This is a genomic window from Paenibacillus polysaccharolyticus, assembly GCF_900102085.1.
Classification (GTDB): Bacteria; Bacillota; Bacilli; order Paenibacillales; family Paenibacillaceae; genus Paenibacillus; species Paenibacillus polysaccharolyticus.
Map to the genome: position 1 here is coordinate 175,224 of NZ_FMVM01000007.1, position 19,843 is coordinate 195,066.

The 19,843-nt window shown below is 46.9% G+C and carries 15 protein-coding genes; 3 read left to right on the forward strand and 12 right to left on the reverse strand.

The window, feature by feature from the left end; translation table 11 throughout:
- Nucleotides 1-254: 254 nt before the first annotated feature.
- The 6 genes from BLQ13_RS11585 to BLQ13_RS11610 form a co-directional block, all read right to left on the reverse strand.
- On the reverse strand, nt 255-893 hold the full coding sequence (locus BLQ13_RS11585; protein WP_090919426.1) for a GNAT family N-acetyltransferase: 639 nt from the start codon (nt 891-893) through the stop codon (nt 255-257).
- 153 nt (nt 894-1,046) lie between these two features.
- Complete coding sequence (locus BLQ13_RS11590; protein ID WP_090919780.1) at nt 1,047-1,778, reverse strand: metallophosphoesterase family protein; 732 nt, start codon at nt 1,776-1,778, stop codon at nt 1,047-1,049.
- A 30-nt stretch (nt 1,779-1,808) separates the two neighbouring features.
- Nucleotides 1,809-2,768 carry a metallophosphoesterase gene (locus BLQ13_RS11595; protein ID WP_244159296.1) on the reverse strand — a complete coding sequence of 320 codons (960 nt, stop codon included), beginning with the start codon at nt 2,766-2,768 and terminating at the stop codon, nt 1,809-1,811.
- 187 nt (nt 2,769-2,955) lie between these two features.
- Nucleotides 2,956-3,720, reverse strand: coding sequence for a succinate dehydrogenase iron-sulfur subunit (gene sdhB / locus BLQ13_RS11600; RefSeq protein WP_090919432.1), 765 nt, complete (start codon nt 3,718-3,720; stop codon nt 2,956-2,958).
- A 206-nt stretch (nt 3,721-3,926) separates the two neighbouring features.
- Nucleotides 3,927-5,669, reverse strand: coding sequence for a succinate dehydrogenase flavoprotein subunit (gene sdhA, locus BLQ13_RS11605; RefSeq protein ID WP_090919435.1), 1,743 nt, complete (start codon nt 5,667-5,669; stop codon nt 3,927-3,929).
- Between the two features lie 58 nt (nt 5,670-5,727).
- Complete coding sequence (locus BLQ13_RS11610; protein WP_090919438.1) at nt 5,728-6,396, reverse strand: succinate dehydrogenase cytochrome b558 subunit; 669 nt, start codon at nt 6,394-6,396, stop codon at nt 5,728-5,730.
- A 362-nt stretch (nt 6,397-6,758) separates the two neighbouring features.
- Here BLQ13_RS11610 and BLQ13_RS11615 point away from each other — a divergent pair, with 362 nt between their 5' ends.
- Nucleotides 6,759-7,682, forward strand: a complete 924-nt coding sequence (locus tag BLQ13_RS11615) for a LysR family transcriptional regulator (protein ID WP_090919440.1) — start codon at nt 6,759-6,761, stop codon at nt 7,680-7,682.
- Between the two features lie 27 nt (nt 7,683-7,709).
- Here the strand turns inward: BLQ13_RS11615 and BLQ13_RS11620 are convergent, their stop codons facing one another.
- Both BLQ13_RS11620 and BLQ13_RS11625 read right to left on the reverse strand, forming a co-directional pair.
- Nucleotides 7,710-8,381, reverse strand: a complete 672-nt coding sequence (locus tag BLQ13_RS11620; RefSeq protein ID WP_090919443.1) for a potassium channel family protein — start codon at nt 8,379-8,381, stop codon at nt 7,710-7,712.
- A gap of 33 nt (nt 8,382-8,414) precedes the next feature.
- Nucleotides 8,415-9,734 carry a TrkH family potassium uptake protein gene (locus tag BLQ13_RS11625; protein ID WP_420848937.1) on the reverse strand — a complete coding sequence of 440 codons (1,320 nt, stop codon included), beginning with the start codon at nt 9,732-9,734 and terminating at the stop codon, nt 8,415-8,417.
- A 487-nt stretch (nt 9,735-10,221) separates the two neighbouring features.
- Here BLQ13_RS11625 and BLQ13_RS11635 point away from each other — a divergent pair, with 487 nt between their 5' ends.
- Nucleotides 10,222-11,919 carry a CPBP family intramembrane glutamic endopeptidase gene (locus tag BLQ13_RS11635; RefSeq protein ID WP_090919451.1) on the forward strand — a complete coding sequence of 566 codons (1,698 nt, stop codon included), beginning with the start codon at nt 10,222-10,224 and terminating at the stop codon, nt 11,917-11,919.
- On the opposite strand, the gene uvrC is transcribed toward BLQ13_RS11635, so the two are convergent.
- Entirely contained in the window at nt 11,888-13,975 is a 2,088-nt protein-coding gene (uvrC, locus tag BLQ13_RS11640; RefSeq protein ID WP_090919454.1) for an excinuclease ABC subunit UvrC, read from the reverse strand. The two genes, BLQ13_RS11635 and uvrC, sit on opposite strands and share 32 nt — an antisense overlap.
- Nucleotides 13,976-14,386: 411 nt before the next feature.
- A complete protein-coding gene (trxA, locus tag BLQ13_RS11645; RefSeq protein WP_090919457.1) occupies nt 14,387-14,704 on the reverse strand; it encodes a thioredoxin in 318 nt (105 codons plus the stop codon).
- A gap of 264 nt (nt 14,705-14,968) precedes the next feature.
- Here trxA and BLQ13_RS11650 point away from each other — a divergent pair, with 264 nt between their 5' ends.
- Nucleotides 14,969-15,124 (forward strand): YqzM family protein, encoded by a 156-nt coding sequence (locus BLQ13_RS11650; protein ID WP_090919461.1) that lies wholly within the window; start codon nt 14,969-14,971, stop codon nt 15,122-15,124.
- A gap of 91 nt (nt 15,125-15,215) precedes the next feature.
- Here the strand turns inward: BLQ13_RS11650 and dnaI are convergent, their stop codons facing one another.
- Nucleotides 15,216-16,166: a primosomal protein DnaI gene (gene dnaI, locus BLQ13_RS11655; RefSeq protein WP_090919464.1), complete on the reverse strand. Its 951-nt coding sequence runs from the start codon at nt 16,164-16,166 to the stop codon at nt 15,216-15,218.
- A gap of 206 nt (nt 16,167-16,372) precedes the next feature.
- Nucleotides 16,373-19,732, reverse strand: coding sequence for an alpha-amylase family protein (locus BLQ13_RS11660; RefSeq protein WP_139168881.1), 3,360 nt, complete (start codon nt 19,730-19,732; stop codon nt 16,373-16,375).
- Between the last annotated feature and the right edge of the window lie 111 nt (nt 19,733-19,843).

Here is a 19,843-nt window from a genome sequence, read left to right on the forward strand (position 1 = left end):
GCAGCAAGAATACGCGTGAGGATCTTTTCTTTTCTTTTCTTTTCTTGTTTTATCTAATTCCCTAGTAGATTGAGCACAATATTTCTATAAAAAAAATGAACCCGCTCATCGCGGGTTCCAACAGCATTATCTATTATCAAAAAGGGGGTCATGAGATAAGTTTACCCCTTGTCTGTTAGAGTTCAATTGCAACTATATTTCAATTGTGTAACAAATGATTGAAGTTCGTTTCAGTTACCTTATCCTCTATTACGTTATGAAATTCCCGGCTTGTTCGATGCCAACTTATGAAGCCGTTCGAGGTACAGATCATGCTGGAACTGTTCCCGGTACATACCATATACTTTAACATCCATCGAGCTTTCGAATGCGTTGTCTTCTTCATCGTTCAGTCCATATGACGGAAGATTCCGCTCATAAGTCATGCCCATTTTAAGCAGTACCCGTTCAGAGGAACCATTGGCCTCATAACAGCGTGCTTCAACCCTCCACAGATGAAGCTCATCAAATCCGAATGTCAGCAAACGATGCACCGCTTCCGTTGCCACGCCTTTACCCCAGCACGCCTTGTCCAAGATGTAACCGATCTGTGCAGTCCCTTTTTGATCATTCCACTGCTGAAAAGAGGTAATGCCTATCACTTGCTCTCTGCCTTTCCAACAGATGCCGTAATGCAGTGAATCCAGCTTGGCACTGCTGCTCCGAATCTGGTTTAACAGTTTTCTCGCCCGAATGGGTGGGGGCTGGCTCCCACGATTGACGTAGCGAATCACTTGAGGATCAGATAAGAGTTCAGATAAAGTGATGTAATCACTTTGACGTAATGACCGAAGTACAAGACGCTCTGTCCATAAGGCTGGTAGCCCTTGGATTAGCATATTTCGATTAAGCATGACAATCACTCCTTTGCCTAACGGGCTTTAGTCCGGTAAGACAAGCAAGCTCTAAGGATGATCCGGCATGATACTACTGATTGAATGACATAAATTGTAGTATGTCCTGTCATTGTTCAGCTTTATTCGGTCATGACACTCCATTTACACCATTTACTCTTGTAATCCACGATAAATACCTGAGCGTATTTCACGAATATATGCCTCAAGCGCCGGTACTTCTGATTTTTGTGCGATCCGTACTTCATGTTCAATGTCGTAAGGAACCCGAACAAACTGAAGGTTAAACGGTTTTTGACTATCATCGCCGTATTCCCCTTCAAGAATGCAATATGAAGCCTGCGGAAGATCGAGTGGATTCCCTACGCTGCCAGTATTAAATAGCATTTTCCCGTCCAAATATTGCAGAAATGCATTATGCACATCGCCATAACCCACCACGTCAGCCGCACCAGCCTCTGAATCATCCGTCGGAGGATCAAACATCGCCAGTCGCTTCTCCATCTCATCCCATGGCTGTACGCGATGATATACACTTTGCGGTGAAGCATGAACTAATCGAACAGTGCGTCCGCTTAATTTGAATCCATAACTGAAGGGAAGGCTCGCCAAATAAGATACTCTGTCTGCTCCCAGTCGCTCAGCTTGCCATGTGAAATCACGGACATCCTGATTGACTGCGATCAGTTCATCCCAGTTTCCACGAATGACCACCTCACATGTCGCTCTGACCTGATCCACCACTTCAGCTGGTTGAGGTCCTTTGCCCACAAGATCACCCAGACAAAATATCCTGTTCAAACCACGATGCTGAATATCTTTCATCACAGCTTCCCAGGCAGTCATGTTGCCATGAATGTCGGATACAATTGCTATACGTTCCATCTGGTTACCCCCATTCATGTTTGTTAAGCCTCATCTTTCACTTACATCATCCCGGCTTAAATGAAGCACGGTTAATTCAGGTCTGCATAGAAAACGAATGGGAAGCTGCGTCATGCCAAATCCCCGATTCACGTAAACGGGCATCTGGGGCTTAGATGTATAATGCAATCCCTGAACATATTTGCGTGAACCCCGCGGAGTTGTCATTGCACCGAACCAGGGAAACCGAACTTGACCACCATGACTGTGACCGGAGAGTTGCAAACCAAATCCATGCGGAGCGGCATAATCGGCATAATCCGGTTCATGCATAAGTAGCAGTTTCCATACACTCTCACTTAACCCTGTAACGGCCCCGTCCAAGTCGGGCTCTCCTGTTAACGCATCATCAAGACCTACTACTGCAAACTTCTCATTTCCACGTTCGATAACAATATGCTGGTTGAGTAAAAGGGTAAAACCCGCTTCACGGAACATATTCATGACGTCCTGCTGTTGCTGTCCTCGATAATCATGATTCCCGAGTACCGCAAACTTCCCATACCTTGCTGTCATAGAGGCTAGAATCGGTACACACTCACGCATCGGCTCGGATTGTCTCTCAACGATATCTCCGGTAAAACAGATGAGGTCCGGTTGCTGATCCTTGATCTGTTCTGCCAGCTTGCTCAACTCTTTTCGTCCTGTATGGAAACCAAGGTGTACATCACTGAAATGAACGACACGCAGTCCATTAAACGCTTCAGGAAATGAAGGGAACTTAAGATCAATATGATTGACTTGTAGACGCCGAGGCTCCCAAAGCGCGTATCCCAGTGTCAGCACACTAGCTACCAAAGTCATCACATGTTTTCGTAGTTGGAACATTCGACGAGAAGGGTCATGATCCTTTTCTTTTCCAGGAAAAAGAGGTGCATTCGAACGGTTTGGCCCGTTCGAGTGTCGGGACGGCGAGTTGCCGCTGTTCAACCGTGGTGTCTTTCCCATCATTCCCCTCCTCGGGTCAGTTTTCTTAAAAGTTGTTATAGGTAATATCCATCCCTGTAGTATACCATATTCTGCCTAGGATGCCCGCTTCCTTCGGTTGATGACAAAAGAAGCCGTGACCCGCCAAATTCTGCGCGGGATCACGACTTCTCGAAGAAGCAGAATGAACCTCTGCCTCTCGTTTACAGCACTATACACCCAGCCAACGTTTGAACATATGCTTGGTGGTTTGTTTATTCATCTCAGCGATGGACGTTGTGAGCGGGATGCCTTTTGGACATGAACGCACACAGTTCTGCGAGTTTCCGCAACCTTCAATACCGCCATCGTCCATCAACGCTTCCAGACGTTCTTCTGCGTTCATCTCACCTGTAGGGTGAGCGTTAAACAGACGTACCTGGGACAGCGCAGCTGGACCAATAAAATCAGTTTTTTCGTTAACGTTCGGACAAGCTTCGAGACATACGCCACAAGTCATACACTTGGATAGCTCATAAGCCCACTGACGTTTCTTCTCAGGCATCCGAGGCCCTGGACCAAGGTCGTAGGTACCATCGATTGGAATCCATGCTTTAACGCGCTTCAGAGCGTTAAACATCCGCGTACGGTCAATGACAAGGTCACGTACCACCGGGAAAGTTTTCATGGGTTCAATGCGTACGGGTTGTTCAAGCTTGTCGATCAAAGCTGCACATGCTTGACGCGGTTTGCCGTTAATAACCATGGAGCAGGCGCCGCACACTTCTTCAAGACAGTTGGATTCCCAACAAACCGGCGCAATGGATTTACCATCCTTATTTACCGGGTTCCGCTGAATTTCCATCAGGGCGCTGATGACGTTCATGTTTGGACGGTACGGAAGTTCAAACTCCTCGGTATACGAAGATGACTCCGGGCTGTCTTGACGGGTGATAATAAACTTGACGGTTTTACTCACTGTTGCTTGTTCCGCCATATCGTTGTCCCCTCCTCTGGTGACGATGATTGTATTGCTGGTGTGCAAAGCTGGATGTTTGGGTACTCGGGTGGACGCTCCGGTCGCGGAATGCCCTTTGGATCGCTGTTATCCCCGAATTTCTTTGACCAACCCTTCACAGGGTTGAAATTCGGTGATAAAGGCGAACGCTTCGCTTCTTTCGGGCATTTCCACTCCCTACGCTATTAGTCTTTTGAGTAGTCCCGGATACGTGGTGGAATCAGGGATACGTCGACTGGCTCGTACGAGATTTGTGGGCCTTCTTTCGACCAGCTCGCGATAGTCGTTTTCAGGAACTCTTCATCGTTACGCTCTGTGAATTCCGGTTTGTAGTGCGCTCCGCGGCTCTCGTTACGCAGCAATGCGCCAAGTGTCATCGCTTCAGAAAGCTCAAGCATGTTCCACAACTGGCGAGTAAATGCCGCACCTGGATTGTTCCAGCCGGAGTTGTCGTACATGTTGATTTTGCCATAACGCTCTTTCAGTTCCTTGATTTTGCCAATGGTTGCTTCAAGCTTGTCATTGTAGCGAACCACCGTCATGTTGGCTGTCATCCACTCGCCCAGCTCTTTATGAATCACATAGGCATTTTCCGTACCTTGCATTTTCATGATGCCTTCGTATTTGTCGGTTTGGCGCTTGGTATAACCATCGAATACAGAAGAAGAGATATCAGCGGATGATTTCTTAAGACCTTTGATATATTCAGCTGCCTTAGGTCCTGCCACCATACCGCCATAGATTGCGGATACGAGTGAGTTTGCACCCAAACGGTTTGCACCATGATACTGATATTCACATTCGCCAGCTGCAAACAGCCCTGGAATGTTTGTCATTTGATTATAATCTACCCACATGCCACCCATGGAATAGTGAACGGCCGGGAAGATTTTCATCGGGATTTTACGCGGATCGTCTCCCATGAATTTCTCATAGATTTCAATGATTCCGCCCAGTTTGACATCCAATTCCTTCGGATCTTTGTGAGAGAGATCGAGATATACCATGTTCTCGCCGTTCACACCAAGTCCCATGTCTACGCAAACGCTGAAGATTTCACGCGTTGCGATATCACGCGGAACAAGGTTACCGTAGGATGGATATTTCTCCTCAAGGAAGTACCAAGGTTTGCCGTCTTTGTATGTCCAGATTCGTCCACCTTCACCACGCGCAGATTCGGACATCAGACGCAGCTTGTCGTCTCCTGGAATCGCAGTCGGGTGAATCTGAATGAACTCACCGTTGGCATAATTCACACCTTGCTGATATACCGCGCTTGCAGCCGTACCTGTATTGATTACGGAGTTTGTTGTTTTACCGAAAATGATACCCGGACCACCGCTTGCCAGTATAACGGCTTCGGCTGGGAATGTTTGTACCTTCATCGTTTTCAGATCCTGGGCTACGATACCGCGGCATACCCCTTCATCATCCACAACGGCTTGCAGGAACTCCCAGTTCTCATACTTGGTTACGAGACCCGCTGCTTCCCAGCGGCGTACTTGCTCATCGAGTGCGTACAACAGCTGTTGACCTGTTGTCGCGCCGGCAAATGCCGTACGGTGATGCTTTGTTCCTCCGAAACGGCGGAAATCGAGCAATCCTTCCGGTGTACGGTTAAACATAACGCCCATCCGGTCCATCAGATGGATGATACCAGGTGCTGCTTCACACATTGCTTTAACGGGTGGTTGGTTGGCAAGAAAGTCTCCGCCATAAACCGTATCGTCAAAGTGTACCCATGGAGAGTCGCCTTCCCCTTTGGTATTTACCGCACCGTTGATACCGCCCTGGGCACATACGGAGTGGGATCGTTTAACAGGAACCAGTGAAAATAAATGAACATGGACTCCGGCTTCAGCCGATTTGATCGCCGCCATCAAGCCTGCGAGACCGCCGCCCACAATAATTACATTCGATGATGCCATTGCTAGTTCACTCCCTTAGTAAGTAAGCGTTATTCATAAAATTTAAGATCAGTAAATGTTAGACCAAAACGGATTTTACCGCGTCAATCATTGAAGTTGCTGTTTGGAAATCAACGTTCCGGAAAGCAAACAACGAAGCGATAAACATGATGGATACGAGTACGAACAAGCTCATGCACACATACGAAGATACCCGCTGTGCACGAGGTCCGACCGTAATTCCCCAGCTAACGAGGAACGACCAGAGTCCATTGGCAAAGTGATATGACGCCGCAACCACACTGATCAGATATAAAATAAATGTTACCGGATTCATCACGATGTTATGGATAACACCGCCCAACTCTTCGTGTGTTACGTTGCCGAGAGCCACTTGTACACGCGTCTCCCATACGTGCCAGATCACAAATACAAACGTGATGACACCACTGATCCGCTGCAACGTATAACGCCAGTTACGCTCGTTGCCGTAACGACCCACGTTAGGCTTTGCCTGATAAGCAATGTACAGACCATATACACCGTGATAGAACAGCGGCAGCCAGATCAGAAACGTTTCCAAAACAATAACGAGCGGCAGGCTGTTCAAGAAGGCAACCGCACCATTAAAAGCTTCTTTGCCGCCTTCAACTGCTGAGAAGTTCGTCACCAGATGCTCTAGAAAAAACAAACTGAGCGGAATGACGCCAAGCAAGGAGTGCAGCTTTCTCGAGTAAAACCCTTTCATAAAATGTCGATCCCCTTTCGCTAAATACAACGTTTTCATAAATCCATTCTTATATCATGACACGAATCCTTCTTACATGGGAAGGTTCGACAAATTGTTCCGTTTTGATCAGGTGTGAACAACTTGTGTCACAATTCATGTTACTCCTTTTTTTCTTATAAGGGAATTGCAATATAATTATTAAATGTTATAACCTATAGGTATAAGTGTTGAAACAAAGGTTTTGTAAGGGTTATACCATTGAAACTATGATTTTCCTAACCTATATAACCATTCAAACAACGAGACTAAACGCCATACAATAAAGCAAACGATTAATCAAGGGCAAGAATCACACTCATAATGAAGAGAGGTTTGTGTTCATGTTCGAAGAATTAAACGCATTCGCAGCGGTTGTAGAGCAATCCAGTCTAAACCGTGCATCCAAGTTACTGAATCTGTCTCAGCCTGCACTCTCTCGTAAAATCTCCAAGCTGGAGGATGAACTGGGCGTATCCCTCTTTCATCGCCGCGGCAAAAGATTGGAATTAACCAGCGTAGGCCAACTAGCTTACACCTTCGCCGTCGAGCAGAAACAACAGCAACAGAAATTTCTCACCATGTTATCTCAATACAAGGACGAGGAACAGAGCATTATTACATTAGGAGCGAGTTTGACGACACTTCAGACCACTTTACCTCCACTCGTCAAATCTTTTATGGAAAAACATCCTCATGCAGAATTAAAGCTGTTAACAGGCAAAACCCATGAGATCGTTTCTTTTGTTCGTGATAAAAAAGCCGATGTGGGCATTGTAGCCTCATCCATTAGCGAAACGGGACTCAACTGTGTTCCACTATTTGACGATCACCTGGAGCTAGTTGTGCCGCTAACGCACCCACTTGCAGGCAAAGAAGCAGGTATGGAGCATCTGCAGGATCTGCCGATGATTACGTTCTCCAAAGGCACATGGTACCGCAAACTGACAGACGATCTGTTCCAGCGTTGCACCGTAATGCCTGACATTCGCATGGAGATTGATTCATTTGAAGCCATTATCCGTCTTCTGCCGACCTGTAAAGCCGCTGCCTTACTTCCCAAATCTTATCTTCGTCCACAGCTGCTTGCAGATAACGATCTCGTTGCCGTGCATTTACCTCAGTTGAAACAGACCCGAAGAACAACGTGCATGATCTATGGGGAAAAAGAAAACCTCAGCGAAACCGCCAGACAATGGGTCAGGGAGACTGCTGCATTTTTTACAGCAAAGGCGTCATTGCCCACAAGGAGGACAACAACGCCTTGATATAATTCAGAAGAAGCAGCTTACTGCTCAGCTCTCTTGACTAATAACTTCTTCTTCAAATCGGTCGATATCACCATTATTGCCGATAATGACCATAATATCCCCCATTTGCAGGGAATCCATCGCCGTCGGGGCAATAATCACCCCGGCTTCTTTTTGCAGGGCTACAATGCTACAGTTAAAGCGTACGCGTGCATTCAAGCTAGCGAGCGTTTTATTGTGGAGACAGGCAGGTACCTTCATCTCTACAATACTGTAATCATTGGACAATTCGATGTAATCCAGCAGGTTTGGTGTAACCAATTGGTGAGCGACCCGGATGCCCATATCCCGTTCGGGGTAAACGACACGGTCAATGCCCAGCTTATCAAGTGCTCGTCCGTGAAGAACCGATATAGCTTTGGCTACAACCGTTTTGACCCCCAGCTCTTTGAGCAGAATGGCAGTAAGGATACTCGTCTGAATATCGTCGCCGATAGCAACGATGCCGCAGTCAAAATTACGAATGCCGAGGGAGCGTAGCACTTCTTCATCCGTAGCATCCGCCACGACAGCGTGAGTAACCAGGTCACTCATGTCTTCGACAAGCTCTTCATTTTTATCAATGCCAAGTACCTCATAACCTAGTTCCATTAATTCCTGTGCCAGACTGGAGCCAAACCGCCCAAGTCCAATGACCGCAAACTGCTGTTTTTTCATCGTTCTTCACGAACCCCTCTATCCTAATAATTACTAACCAATTATCATTTTGCCTTCCGGATACCTGTATAAATCCTTACCCTTTTTCTGCCCCAGTGCATACGCAAGTGTAATTGGTCCAAGCCGTCCTGCAAACATGGTAAAACAGATCATTAACTTGCCAAATGTGGTGAGTTTAATCGTCAGGCCAAGAGAAAGCCCTACCGTACCAAAGGCAGATGTCGTTTCAAATAATATCATTAAAAAATTACTGTCTTCTGTCGTACTCAGCACCATCGTCACCGTAATAATGAACAACAGTGCCAGTAGCGTGATGGTGAGTGCTTTGAAAATACGTTCCTGTACAAGCCGATAACGGAAAAAGACGATATCCTCCCGACCGCGCATCATGGCAATGACTGCCCCGGCCATAATCAGAAACGTTGTTGTTTTGATGCCGCCCCCGGTTGACCCCGGTGATGCACCGATAAACATCAATATAATCATGAAAAATTGCGTGGCCTGCCGCAGTCCGGCAATATCGACCGTGTTGGCCCCGGCTGTACGCGGTGTTACCGATTGGAAGAACGAGCCGAGCAACTTGCCGCCCCAGTTCAGACCACCTAGCGTTCGTGGGTTGCTGAACTCGAATACAAAAATGACCAGCGCACCAAACACAATCAATAAGGCCGTCATCAGCAAAACAACTTTGGAATGTAAGGATAGCTTCTTGGTTTTATGATATTCCACCAAATCGGACAACACCACAAAACCGATCCCACCCGAAACAATCAGAAACATGGCGGTAAAATTAACAAGCGGATCGTAGACATAGACCGTTAGACTGCTAAAATGACCAAACATATCAAACCCGGCATTGTTAAACATAGAGATGGCGTGCCAGTAACCGTAATACATGGCCTGCCCGATCGGCATATCAAATGACCAGCGCAGTGCAAACAATGTACCGCAAATCCCCTCCAGAATAAGCGAATAAATCACGACTTTGCGAATCAGCCTCACAATGCCTTCCATCGTGCTCTGATTCATTGCCTCTTGTAAAATCAATCGCTCCTTGAGCGATATTTTCCGTTTGAACGCAATCGCAACCAGCGTAGACATCGTCATAAAACCGAGACCGCCGATCTGAATCAGAATCGCAATAATCACCTGACCCAGCACTGAAAAATAGGTTCCTGTATCCACAACAACGAGCCCTGTCACACACACAGCCGAAGTTGCTGTGAAAAGTGCATCGATAAAGGCCAGGCTGTCGCCGCTTCGGCTGGATGCCGGAAGCATCAACAGCAGTGTACCCAGCAGAATAATGCCAGCAAATCCTAACACCAGAATACGGGGCGGCGATAATCGCATCCATTGAACATTTGCTTTCACTTCAGTATCATCCACCTCTGCTAAAAAAGAAAATAACTCCACCCTGTGGAGCTCATGTATGATTCATAAAAAAACATCATATAATTGGAGTTGATATGCATCCAACTAGAGTTAGTATACTCTTTTACAGGATGCCTACTCTGGATGTCCACTCCGTTAGCTTTGTTAGCTCTTTCCGTTCTATTCGTTCCCTTGTTAGACCCCGGACATGCGGATTTTTGCATATTTGCTTCAAAATTATAAGCGCTGCAACGAATGCACACAAAACGATTTTTGGGTAAATAACTTCGAATTCGTTCAAAACGGGAAAAAAGTTCATACCCGGACAGCAAGATCGGATTTTTTCGATCATTTTCATTTGTTTTCAAAGATTTACACCTGTTTTCGCCCTGTCATTGGCATTGAGGACATGCCCTGTGCTATCTTTACATTACGATGTAATTGAAAAAAGGAGGAACACCATTCCATGAATCCCTTAGGGCAGCCTTTACAGCTTAAGGCTAACTTCAAACGTTTGGGGTTGCTTGCGGTGATCGGCCTGATTTTATTTTTTGTCTTTCAGATCTTTCCTGCGACTTCATCACAAACGACAGAAATTTCGTCTACATCCTTCATTAGCAAGGATCAAGCGATCCAATCTGCACGTTCATTCGCGGCTTCCGTTGATGACTATACGCTCCAAGACAATGCCAGTAAACCCCTAGTAACGTATCAGACCCATTCCGATATTTACGGTTATATGGCGAAGACGAAACAGCTTGCCACGTACAATAAAAAATGGGAAACAACCTATCCTTACGATGTATATCGAGTGCGTTTGCTTGATCAGGACAGTGGGGGTTACCTTAACGTTGACGTACATATGAAAACAGGCAAGGTAGTTGCCTTCAAGCGGATATTGCCTTCCTCCCTGTATACAGCCGTTGAATCAGAGCAAGAACAGGGCATCAGAAGAACTTCAGAGTCACTTGCAGAAGGCAATATGCCATTGAACGAAAAAGAAAAACTCGCGGCTGGAGTTTTGAAAGAATTCGGATATGACATCCCAACACTTCAACTGGATACACGAGATGGCGAGCCGGGTCTGAAGTACACGGATGCAAGTAAAACGATTGGCAACTCCAAGCTAGAATTGAATTTTACATTTGAAAATGGGGCTGTCCGTTCGTTCGATCCGGAGTTCTCCGTACCGAAATCCCACACGGATTATGTTAAAGACCAGACCCAATTAGCCAATTGGTTAACTTACGGTGGTTACGCTTTTCTGACGTTTGTTCTTGGTGTGCTTGCCATTATTTATAGCATTCTGGCTCGTGCAAATACATCGTTCAAACGAGGCGTCGTATTGTCACTGGTGTACTTTGCTGCTTCTATGATTGGTACACTGAACATGTTGCCTCTCTTCCAGGCACAAGGACTTTCAAGCTTCATGTTAGTGTTCCTTATGCTCATTCAGACCGGCATAACCATCGTGATGAGTGCTACGATCTATCTATCGCTTGTCGCTGGTGACGGCATGTGGCGCAAAATCGGATTTAATCCGTGGCCTCGTGCCAAGGAGCCGGGTTACGGCAAATATGTGTTGCAGAGTATGTACACGGGTTATCTATGGGCATTCATTCTGCTAGGTGTACAATCCGTTCTATTCTTTATTCTTGAACGTAGCATCGGCACATGGTCCACCACCTCAGCAGATCAATCGACATATAACATGACGTATGCCTGGATCTTTCCGATTATGGCTTGGATGGCTGGAATCGGGGAAGAGGCCGTATATCGACTGTTCGGTATCCGCATGATGCAAAAAGTTGTGCGTAACACGTTTATCGCCTGTCTGATCCCTACAATTATTTGGGCACTTGGACACACCTTATATCCAATCTATCCAGTCATTACACGACCGATCGAACTGACTGTCATTGGACTGTTGTTCAGCCTAATTATGTTGCGTCACGGCTTCATTGCTGTTGTTTTTGCACATGTCATCTTTGATAGCCTATTGATGGGGCTCAGCTTGATTTTCATGGGAGACGCCCTGAACATGGGTGCCGGAATCTTTTGGATTGTGTTGCCTGCTATTGTTGGATACGTGGTCTACCGTTTCAATCCAAAACAAAAAGAGAAGCCGTATGTCACGACTCCTCATCACGAAGTGCTGCAATAATCTGAGTAGCTAGTTTATCTCCAATAGATAGAGGCCGGAAGTCTTCAACGCTGGCCTCTTTTATTTTGCGTAAAGAGCCAAAATGCTTCAATAGCAGCTTACGCCGCTTCTCCCCAATGCCTGGAATGGCATCGAGTCTAGACGTAACCATCGATTTGCCGCGCTGCTCACGGTGAAATGAGATGGCAAATCGGTGAACCTCTTCTTGAATCCGCTGTAACAGATAAAACTCCTGACTGTCCCGCGGCAGGGCAATCACTTCTGGCGGATTACCAATCATCAGCTGTGATGTTTTGTGTTTGGCATCCTTCACCAATCCACACACCGGAATGAATAGCCCAAGCTCGTTCTCAAGCACGTCTACAGCTGCGGAAATCTGTCCTTTACCTCCATCGACTACGATCAAGTCAGGCTGGGTCAAGTTTTCCTTGAGCACTCGCTCATAACGGCGACGGATAACTTCACGCATTGTTTCATAATCATCCGGCCCCTCGACAGAGCGCACTTTATATTTACGATATTCCTTCTTGTCCGGTTTACCGTCGGTAAATACAATCATGGCAGACACCGGATTCGTACCCTGAATGTTCGAGTTATCGAAAGCTTCAATTCGTCTTAACTGCTCCAGACCGATCCAGCGCCCCAATCCCTCGGAAGCCTTAGATGTTCGCTCTTCATTACGTTCAATGAGGCGGAACTTCTCCTCCAATGCCACCCGTGCATTGTCGAGTGCCATCGTAATCATCTGGCGTTTCAGTCCGCGTTGCGGGATATGCACTTTAATGTCCAACCATTCTTGCAGAGAAGCAGCCATTTGCGACGGGTCCTCCATCTCGGATGGCAGTTTGGCATTGGATGTTTCCTGCAATCCGGTAGCATTGCTCTCTTCTTCCTCAGTTACCTCCGCCCCATAAGCTGCAAGTGTCTCGGCAACAACTGGCATCGAAGCAGCGGTCTGATTCATCCCGATTTGTAATTCTTCTTGCGTGGATTCAACCGTTCCCTCAGAATGTTTATCCTCGGATATATTCGCATGATCCACTTTTGTGGAATCGCTTGTTTCCTGACCAGAGAGCAGTTCCTTCGGCATCTCCGGTAGCAAAATTTCCTGTGGCAAAGCCGGGTTATCACTATAATACTGGGTTACATAGGACATGAAATCATTGTAGGCCTCACCGTAGAACGGGAAGGTGGATACATGGCGTTCAATCATTTTCCCCTGACGCATATATAGAATCTGGACACACATCCAGCCTTTATCAATCGCAAATCCAAAGACGTCACGGTCTCTGGCATCCGCCATCGTAATTTTCTGTTTTTCCATGATCGCATCAATCGCAATCACCTGATCACGCAGCTCTTTGGCACGTTCAAAATACAAATCTTCAGCGGCTTCCTGCATTTTACGCTGCAAGTCCTTTTTAATCTCCTCATGCCCGCCGCTTAGAAATGATCCGATCTCCTGCGAAATCTCGTCATACTGCTCTTTGCCCACTTCCTTCACACAAGGAGCAAGGCATTGGCCCATGTGGTAATATAGGCAAACTTCCTTCGGCATTACACCACATTTGCGGAGCGGATACATCCGATCTAACAGTTTTTTCGTTTGGTGTGCCGCATACGAGTTCGGATACGGACCGAAGTATTTGGCTTTATCTTTCAGCACACGGCGGGTCACTTCGAGCCGCGGATGCTTTTCATTCGTTATTTTAAGATAAGGAAACGTTTTATCGTCTTTAAGCAATACATTGTAACGCGGCATATGTTTTTTGATCAGGTTACACTCCAGAATGAGTGCTTCCATGTTGCTACCTGTCACGATGTATTCAAAATCACGGATTTCGGATACAAGACGCTGTGTCTTTCCGTTATGACTGCCAATAAAATATGAGCGCACGCGGTTTTTGAGCACTTTCGCTTTACCAACGTAAATAATGGTGCCTTCACTGTTTTTCATCAAATAACAGCCCGGCAGGTCTGGAAGCAATGCAAGCTTGTGACGAATCTGCTCCAGTGCCTTCTCCTGTGCGTCTAACTCCTGCATAAATGGATCCATAATTCGGTGGGTCCTCCCTTCCGAAAAAAGTAAAAGTCATGGTTACACAAAAAATTCACACCGACCACTCCAATGACAGAACAACCTTCAATCGCTGTTATCTCCAGATTTTTTTGAATCCCTTTTTAAAAGGGAAAATCCGGTGATAAAGGCTACAGTAGATGCTTCCGATGTAGCTTTCTTTCAGAAAGCTTTTAGCTTCGCTTCTCCAGTTCTTTTCTGTCCTCTCCGTTAATCATGTAAATTTCCAGTTTCATTTTATATTCAATTATATAATATAAAAAATTTATCACATCATTTATATATTACTTTTATATTGTCCTACATATCGCTTATCGACGCAAAACGCCCCCGGCATGTAAACCGGAGGCGATGTGTCAGCCTGCACTTAATTATGTTGTGACTTGCTGCTTATTGATGTTTTTCGATGATTCCTTTGAGAGCTTCTTTAGAGTTCAGACCAACCACTTTATCAACCGGTTGACCATCTTTGAAGAAGATCAGTGTTGGAATGCTCATTACGCCAAAGCGGGAAGCAGATTCTGGATTCTCATCCACGTTTACTTTAGCAATTTTTACGGAATCGCCAACTTCTGTGGACAGCTCTTCCAGGATTGGAGCGAGCATTTTGCAAGGACCACACCAAGGCGCCCAGAAATCAACCAGAACCGTTCCTTCTCCTTCGACTTCCGTGTTAAAGGATTGATCGGATACGTTAACAATAGCCATGAAATTGTCCTCCTTATATATACTTACGGTTTTATTTTAACCTGTAACGTCGTGAACGACACTTCCAGTATAACACATGTGCGTTAGACATGTGAAATGAACAGATAATGTTCATCTTCCCAACATGAAATCTTCACAATTACAGGTGCAGCCAGTCGTCTGCAAAATCTTTACAAACGCTTTCTTTTCCAAGTATACTAAAATTACTCCGGATTGTAGCCCTGCTTGCAGGCCAAGCTGTCAATCCTCAAAGGAGGCAACACTATGGACGCTAATATTCGGATGACCGACCCGCGTGAACATGTGAACGAGGAGCCGCGTAGCGATCTCTTTGATCTGATTATGGGCGTTGTCGGCATGGGCGGCCTGATGACTGTTATCTTTTTTGGTATGGTAATTTTCAAATTCCTGACCGAATAGGATATTCAAGTCAGTTTCAGGCTCCCGCAGACCAGAAAAGCCCGGTTCTCGCATATTGCGAAAGCCAGGCTTTTTTTGGTTCATCTATATCTTAGCTCTTCCCTCGTTGGTTCTCGCCCCGTACCTGAATGACATCCACAAATGGACGAATTCGATCCATCAAACGTTGACCTTTGTTCGATTCCTCGCCATCCCGGTTCGTAAAGCTCAAGTGTTTCTCAAGCCCTTCCAGGTTGTAATTGGAAGTATAGAACGTTGGCTTGCGATTCATTCTATAGTTAAGAATAGAGCCCATCACATGATCCCGTACCCATGGGTTCAGGTTCTCTGCACCAATGTCATCAAAGATGAGCAGATCACAGCTTTTCAGAACATCCGTCATTTCCTTGAGCTTCTGTCCTTCACTGATCATGGATTTCAAATCCTCCACGAAGTCAGGCATATAAATAATGACACCTGTATGACCCGCAACCGCGAGTTCATGTAGCAGATAACACATCAGAAACGTTTTGCCGGTTCCAAACGAACCTTCCAGATACAACCCTTGCGTCGAAAGTCCATTGGCCTTGGTCTCGCTAATATAACGAAGCACACGGTTCACCGCTGGCGCACGCATGCGATCTTTGCCCATAATTTCCACATCATTATATCCAGCGCTTAGAGCACGCTCATCCACATAAAAACTGCGAATCCGCTGTTTGATGATATGTTCATTTTGCCGGGCGATCTGTTTGGAGCAAGGTGCTTTGATATCTATAATTTCGGGTTTACCGTTGAAGTTCTCTACTTCCAGTTTGCAGAAATGACCCTGAAAATCGTTGGGACAGTTGTCGAGTCCCGGACAATTCGCGCAGTTCTTCGAATCTTTAGCATACTGAAACAGCTTGCTCAGATCGGGCATGAGCTGTGTATCTTTCAGTTCAGGATGACCTGCGCGGAACTCGCGCACATATGGATCTTCCAACAAATCCGCCATAATTCGCCGCGACTGCTCACGAAACGAAGGGTTCAGCTGCTGAAGCAGTCCTCCCAAGGATTCCATGACTTCAAGCCCCCTTTTATTAGTATCTGTATTATTGAATAAAGGGACATCCTTATCGCCTTATGTTCAATCATTCGTACTGTTCATTCTATAGAAAAGCCACCAATAACTCAACAGATACATCTGGAAAATCGTCGAACCCTTACAACTGGCGCATCCTCGCCGTTACAATCTCACTCTCGTTGGATTCCGATTGTGTCATGTCGTTAATAAGCCTCTTTCACATCTTGTTGTATAATCTCGATCTCAACTTCTTCCGGACGATATACGGCACGCAGCTTACCCGAGGAATCCGTCGCAAACAGCACCGAGCGATTGCTCTGAAGTTCAAAGGAATACGTAACACCTGTATGCTGATCTCTGATTCGTACCTGCTCATTCCAGGCATATTCCGAAACGAAAATATACAAGTTCCCTTTTGAAAAATGAAGCTTCCGGCCGTATATTCCCGCAATCTGCCCGCCTGATAACCATTCCAGCTCCCGCTCTACACCTGCTGTAGCTGCGGCATAACGATACAGTTCCACAAGCGGCTCATCCCGGCCGTTCAATTCCAGTGGCAATGGGGTCCAGATCAGCTTCCCCTTACCCTCACCCAGTGGTACAACGGTTACCCGATCTGCTTTAGGCGATGGCGATGTTTTCGATGTATTCGATGTTTTCGTTGTATCCATTTCATCGATGGCGTCGGCATCAAGAGAGGGGTGCAAGTGTCCTTTCTGACCATCGGCAAGAAGAACTTGCATTTCTTTGACCACTTCGGCAATACGGCGTCTGCCATAAGTGACACGATGGTTTGCCCCGTTAAGGTGAAGCACCTCCTCACGCTGCACATTAGCCAGATTTCGTTTCCCCACCAACATATCCGCTCTTCTGCTCGGTTTCCAGTATGCATCAATTCCCAGCGGACCGGTGATAAGCAAGCTTGCACCCTGCTTCTCTGTAAATTCTATTAATCGACGGAACGCAGCATCTTCCAGATTATGCGGACTTGGCACGATGACCAGCTTCGGCGGCTGATGTTCCAGTGAATCCAAGTGATATTCCGACAATGCACGGAACGGCAACTTCAGCTCATAGGACAACACCCGGGTCAGCCTAGTCGTCGCATCATATGCCAGCGAACGGTTGGAGAAATCGTTCGAATACGGAAATACGACGGCAATTTGCTCCAGTTCCCGATCCTCGAACAACTCCCGCACCTCTCGCATAAAACGGCCAAAATCATACGATACGTTTGCTTCCGGTTTCTCTGTGCCATCTGCACGCAGCGCCCCGATATGAGATTCATTCGCGTTATCCATATAAAAATTTGTATTCCAGATCCATTGCACCGCACCCGCACCACCTGTCGCAAAGGCATAAGCATATTTGCGTTCCAGTATGCTGTGCAGCTCGGCTTCCGTACGTTTGGCGCGTCCATCTGGCGTTTCCACATACATCATACCGGTTTCCTGGATCAGATTCGGTTTATTCGGTGTTTTGGCAAAAATGCCATCCCAGAGCAGATCATCATTCAGCCACCAGGAATGCACTGTCGTGTAATCCACCTCGCGCTCATAGAAAAACGGGGATGGACGTTGTGCTCCCAAAGCCTCATCCTGTCCAATAGTAACCAGATGCTTCGGAGCCAAATCCTTGATTGTACTGACCAGTTCCTGTGCCCACACATTGTGCATCTCCATGGAAAACAGGCAATAATCCAGCCAGCGAGTGCCTTTTTTGGGCTGATGCATATCCTGTACATCAAAATTGATCTCTTCCGGTTCAGGAATCACCGCATCCGCGAAGCTTGGAAGCTGTCTCGGGGACATATTCCATGCCTCCTGCAGCGATTCAATCATCTCATGACGCTTCTGAAGCCAGCTCATAAAAGCCTGCTGCTCGTACATATCCCGGGATGAACGCGGACCAGCAGAGAAAATACGTGCCGGATCAAACATGGACGGTTCATTGATGAGGTCCCAATCTACATGGGTACTGTGTATGTGCCGACTGACAACGCTGCGAATGAATCGTTTTTGTGCCTCGACGCTTTGCGGGTCCAAATAGGGATTAACTCCCTCCCAGGTCTCGGGGGTAAAAGAGAAGAACGTAAACGTCACCTGCAAACCATGCCGCTTCGCCGTTAAAAAGAAAGCATCGATGGCGCGAAGAACGTCTTCCGCCATGTGACCGTCCACCTGCATCATATTGCGATAAGCTGTCCAGATCCCAGTACGAATCCAGTTAATCCCGGCCTTCGCCATCTGTTCCATATCCCGGTCCCATACGTCCGTATTGGGCAGAAACAGAAATTTCCGCGCGACATCCGAGGTCATGTACGTCATACCGACAACAGGCAGCGGTTGCCCCGCTTGGATAAAATAATCCCTGCTGCGGGTAATCCCCTCCCCTTCCGCAAGCAAAGCCGTGTCCTGGCCCCAGAATCCTTGACGCAGGACACGAATCTCACCGTCCGGTGCCTCTGCTCGGCAGACGATTCGGTAAAGCCCAGGCTCCACAAGCTTCGGTAACGACAATCGAACATATTGCTGTTCGTCAGAAATGTGCATCTCCAGCTGGTGATTCCATACAGGCTCTGTTTGACCGTTCATCCGGTTTTCTCGTACTACGGTCAATGCAAACGTCCATCTCTCGAAGGCACTGCACCTAAATCCTGTCCGTTGGAGTCCAGTCCGTTGAAATCCCGTACGTTGCAAAATCTGCCCCTGAAGGGTGAGCACTACCCGTTCCCCAGGTTCATAAGACGCATAGTTTGGTTTCAAAGACAGCTCCGTTACCCCTTGAGCACAGAACACACCCCATTTCACGATCTCAGCCGCACCGTTCTGCGTCCAAAAAGAGTCGGTTAAGGGCAGATTTACAAATAACCAGCGTGAACCGCCAAAGCTTCCACGTATGTTTTCCCATAAAACCATCGGAGCGGCAATGCTGCGTCCATCTTGGTTGATGCCTGTCAGCAACGCGTGAATCTGTGTACTCATTGTACCCGCCGATCCCATCTGGTGTGGCAGATCGCTTGTTTTGGTTGTATGAGGGACAAGATTCCATGTATCGGCAACTTCTAACAGCTCTTCTTTCCCGGCAAGCAGCGGGATCGATTCGGAAGAAACATACGACTGCACATCCGCTGTCGATACGCCAATCGTCTCATGGATATACAGTTCCTGATGATATGCCGTCTGCTCTGACTCCACGACCCATGTCTCGTGTTCTGCGCGTACAGGCCGCTTGAAAGGGGCCCCGCCGATACTGATCAGGCCGCCTCCCTGATGTAAATAATCCACAATGGCCGTCCAGGCCGATTTCGGAAAATACGGGGCATGCAGATTGATAAAACATCCCTCACCACCTGCCGCCTGTAACGCATCGGCCAGCCCATGTGCGTCTGCAATGAGAATGCCCTTACTTTCCAACGACTTCCAATGTTCCATCGCCTGTCTTGAGGGTTGTTGCCCCTCTATCGGAAAGGCCGGATCACAGAACAAAATCAGCTTAGCCTGAATCGCTGTCGGCGTTACAACAGGCGGCATCGGTATTTTGGGTAAACGCAATTGTTCCATAGATGAGTGCACTCCTTAAACTAGTTTAAGTGGGGCTATGAAGAGCTGAAAAATTTATTTACACTGGACCACTACGATGGCAGAACAACCTTCCGATCGCTGTTATACCCC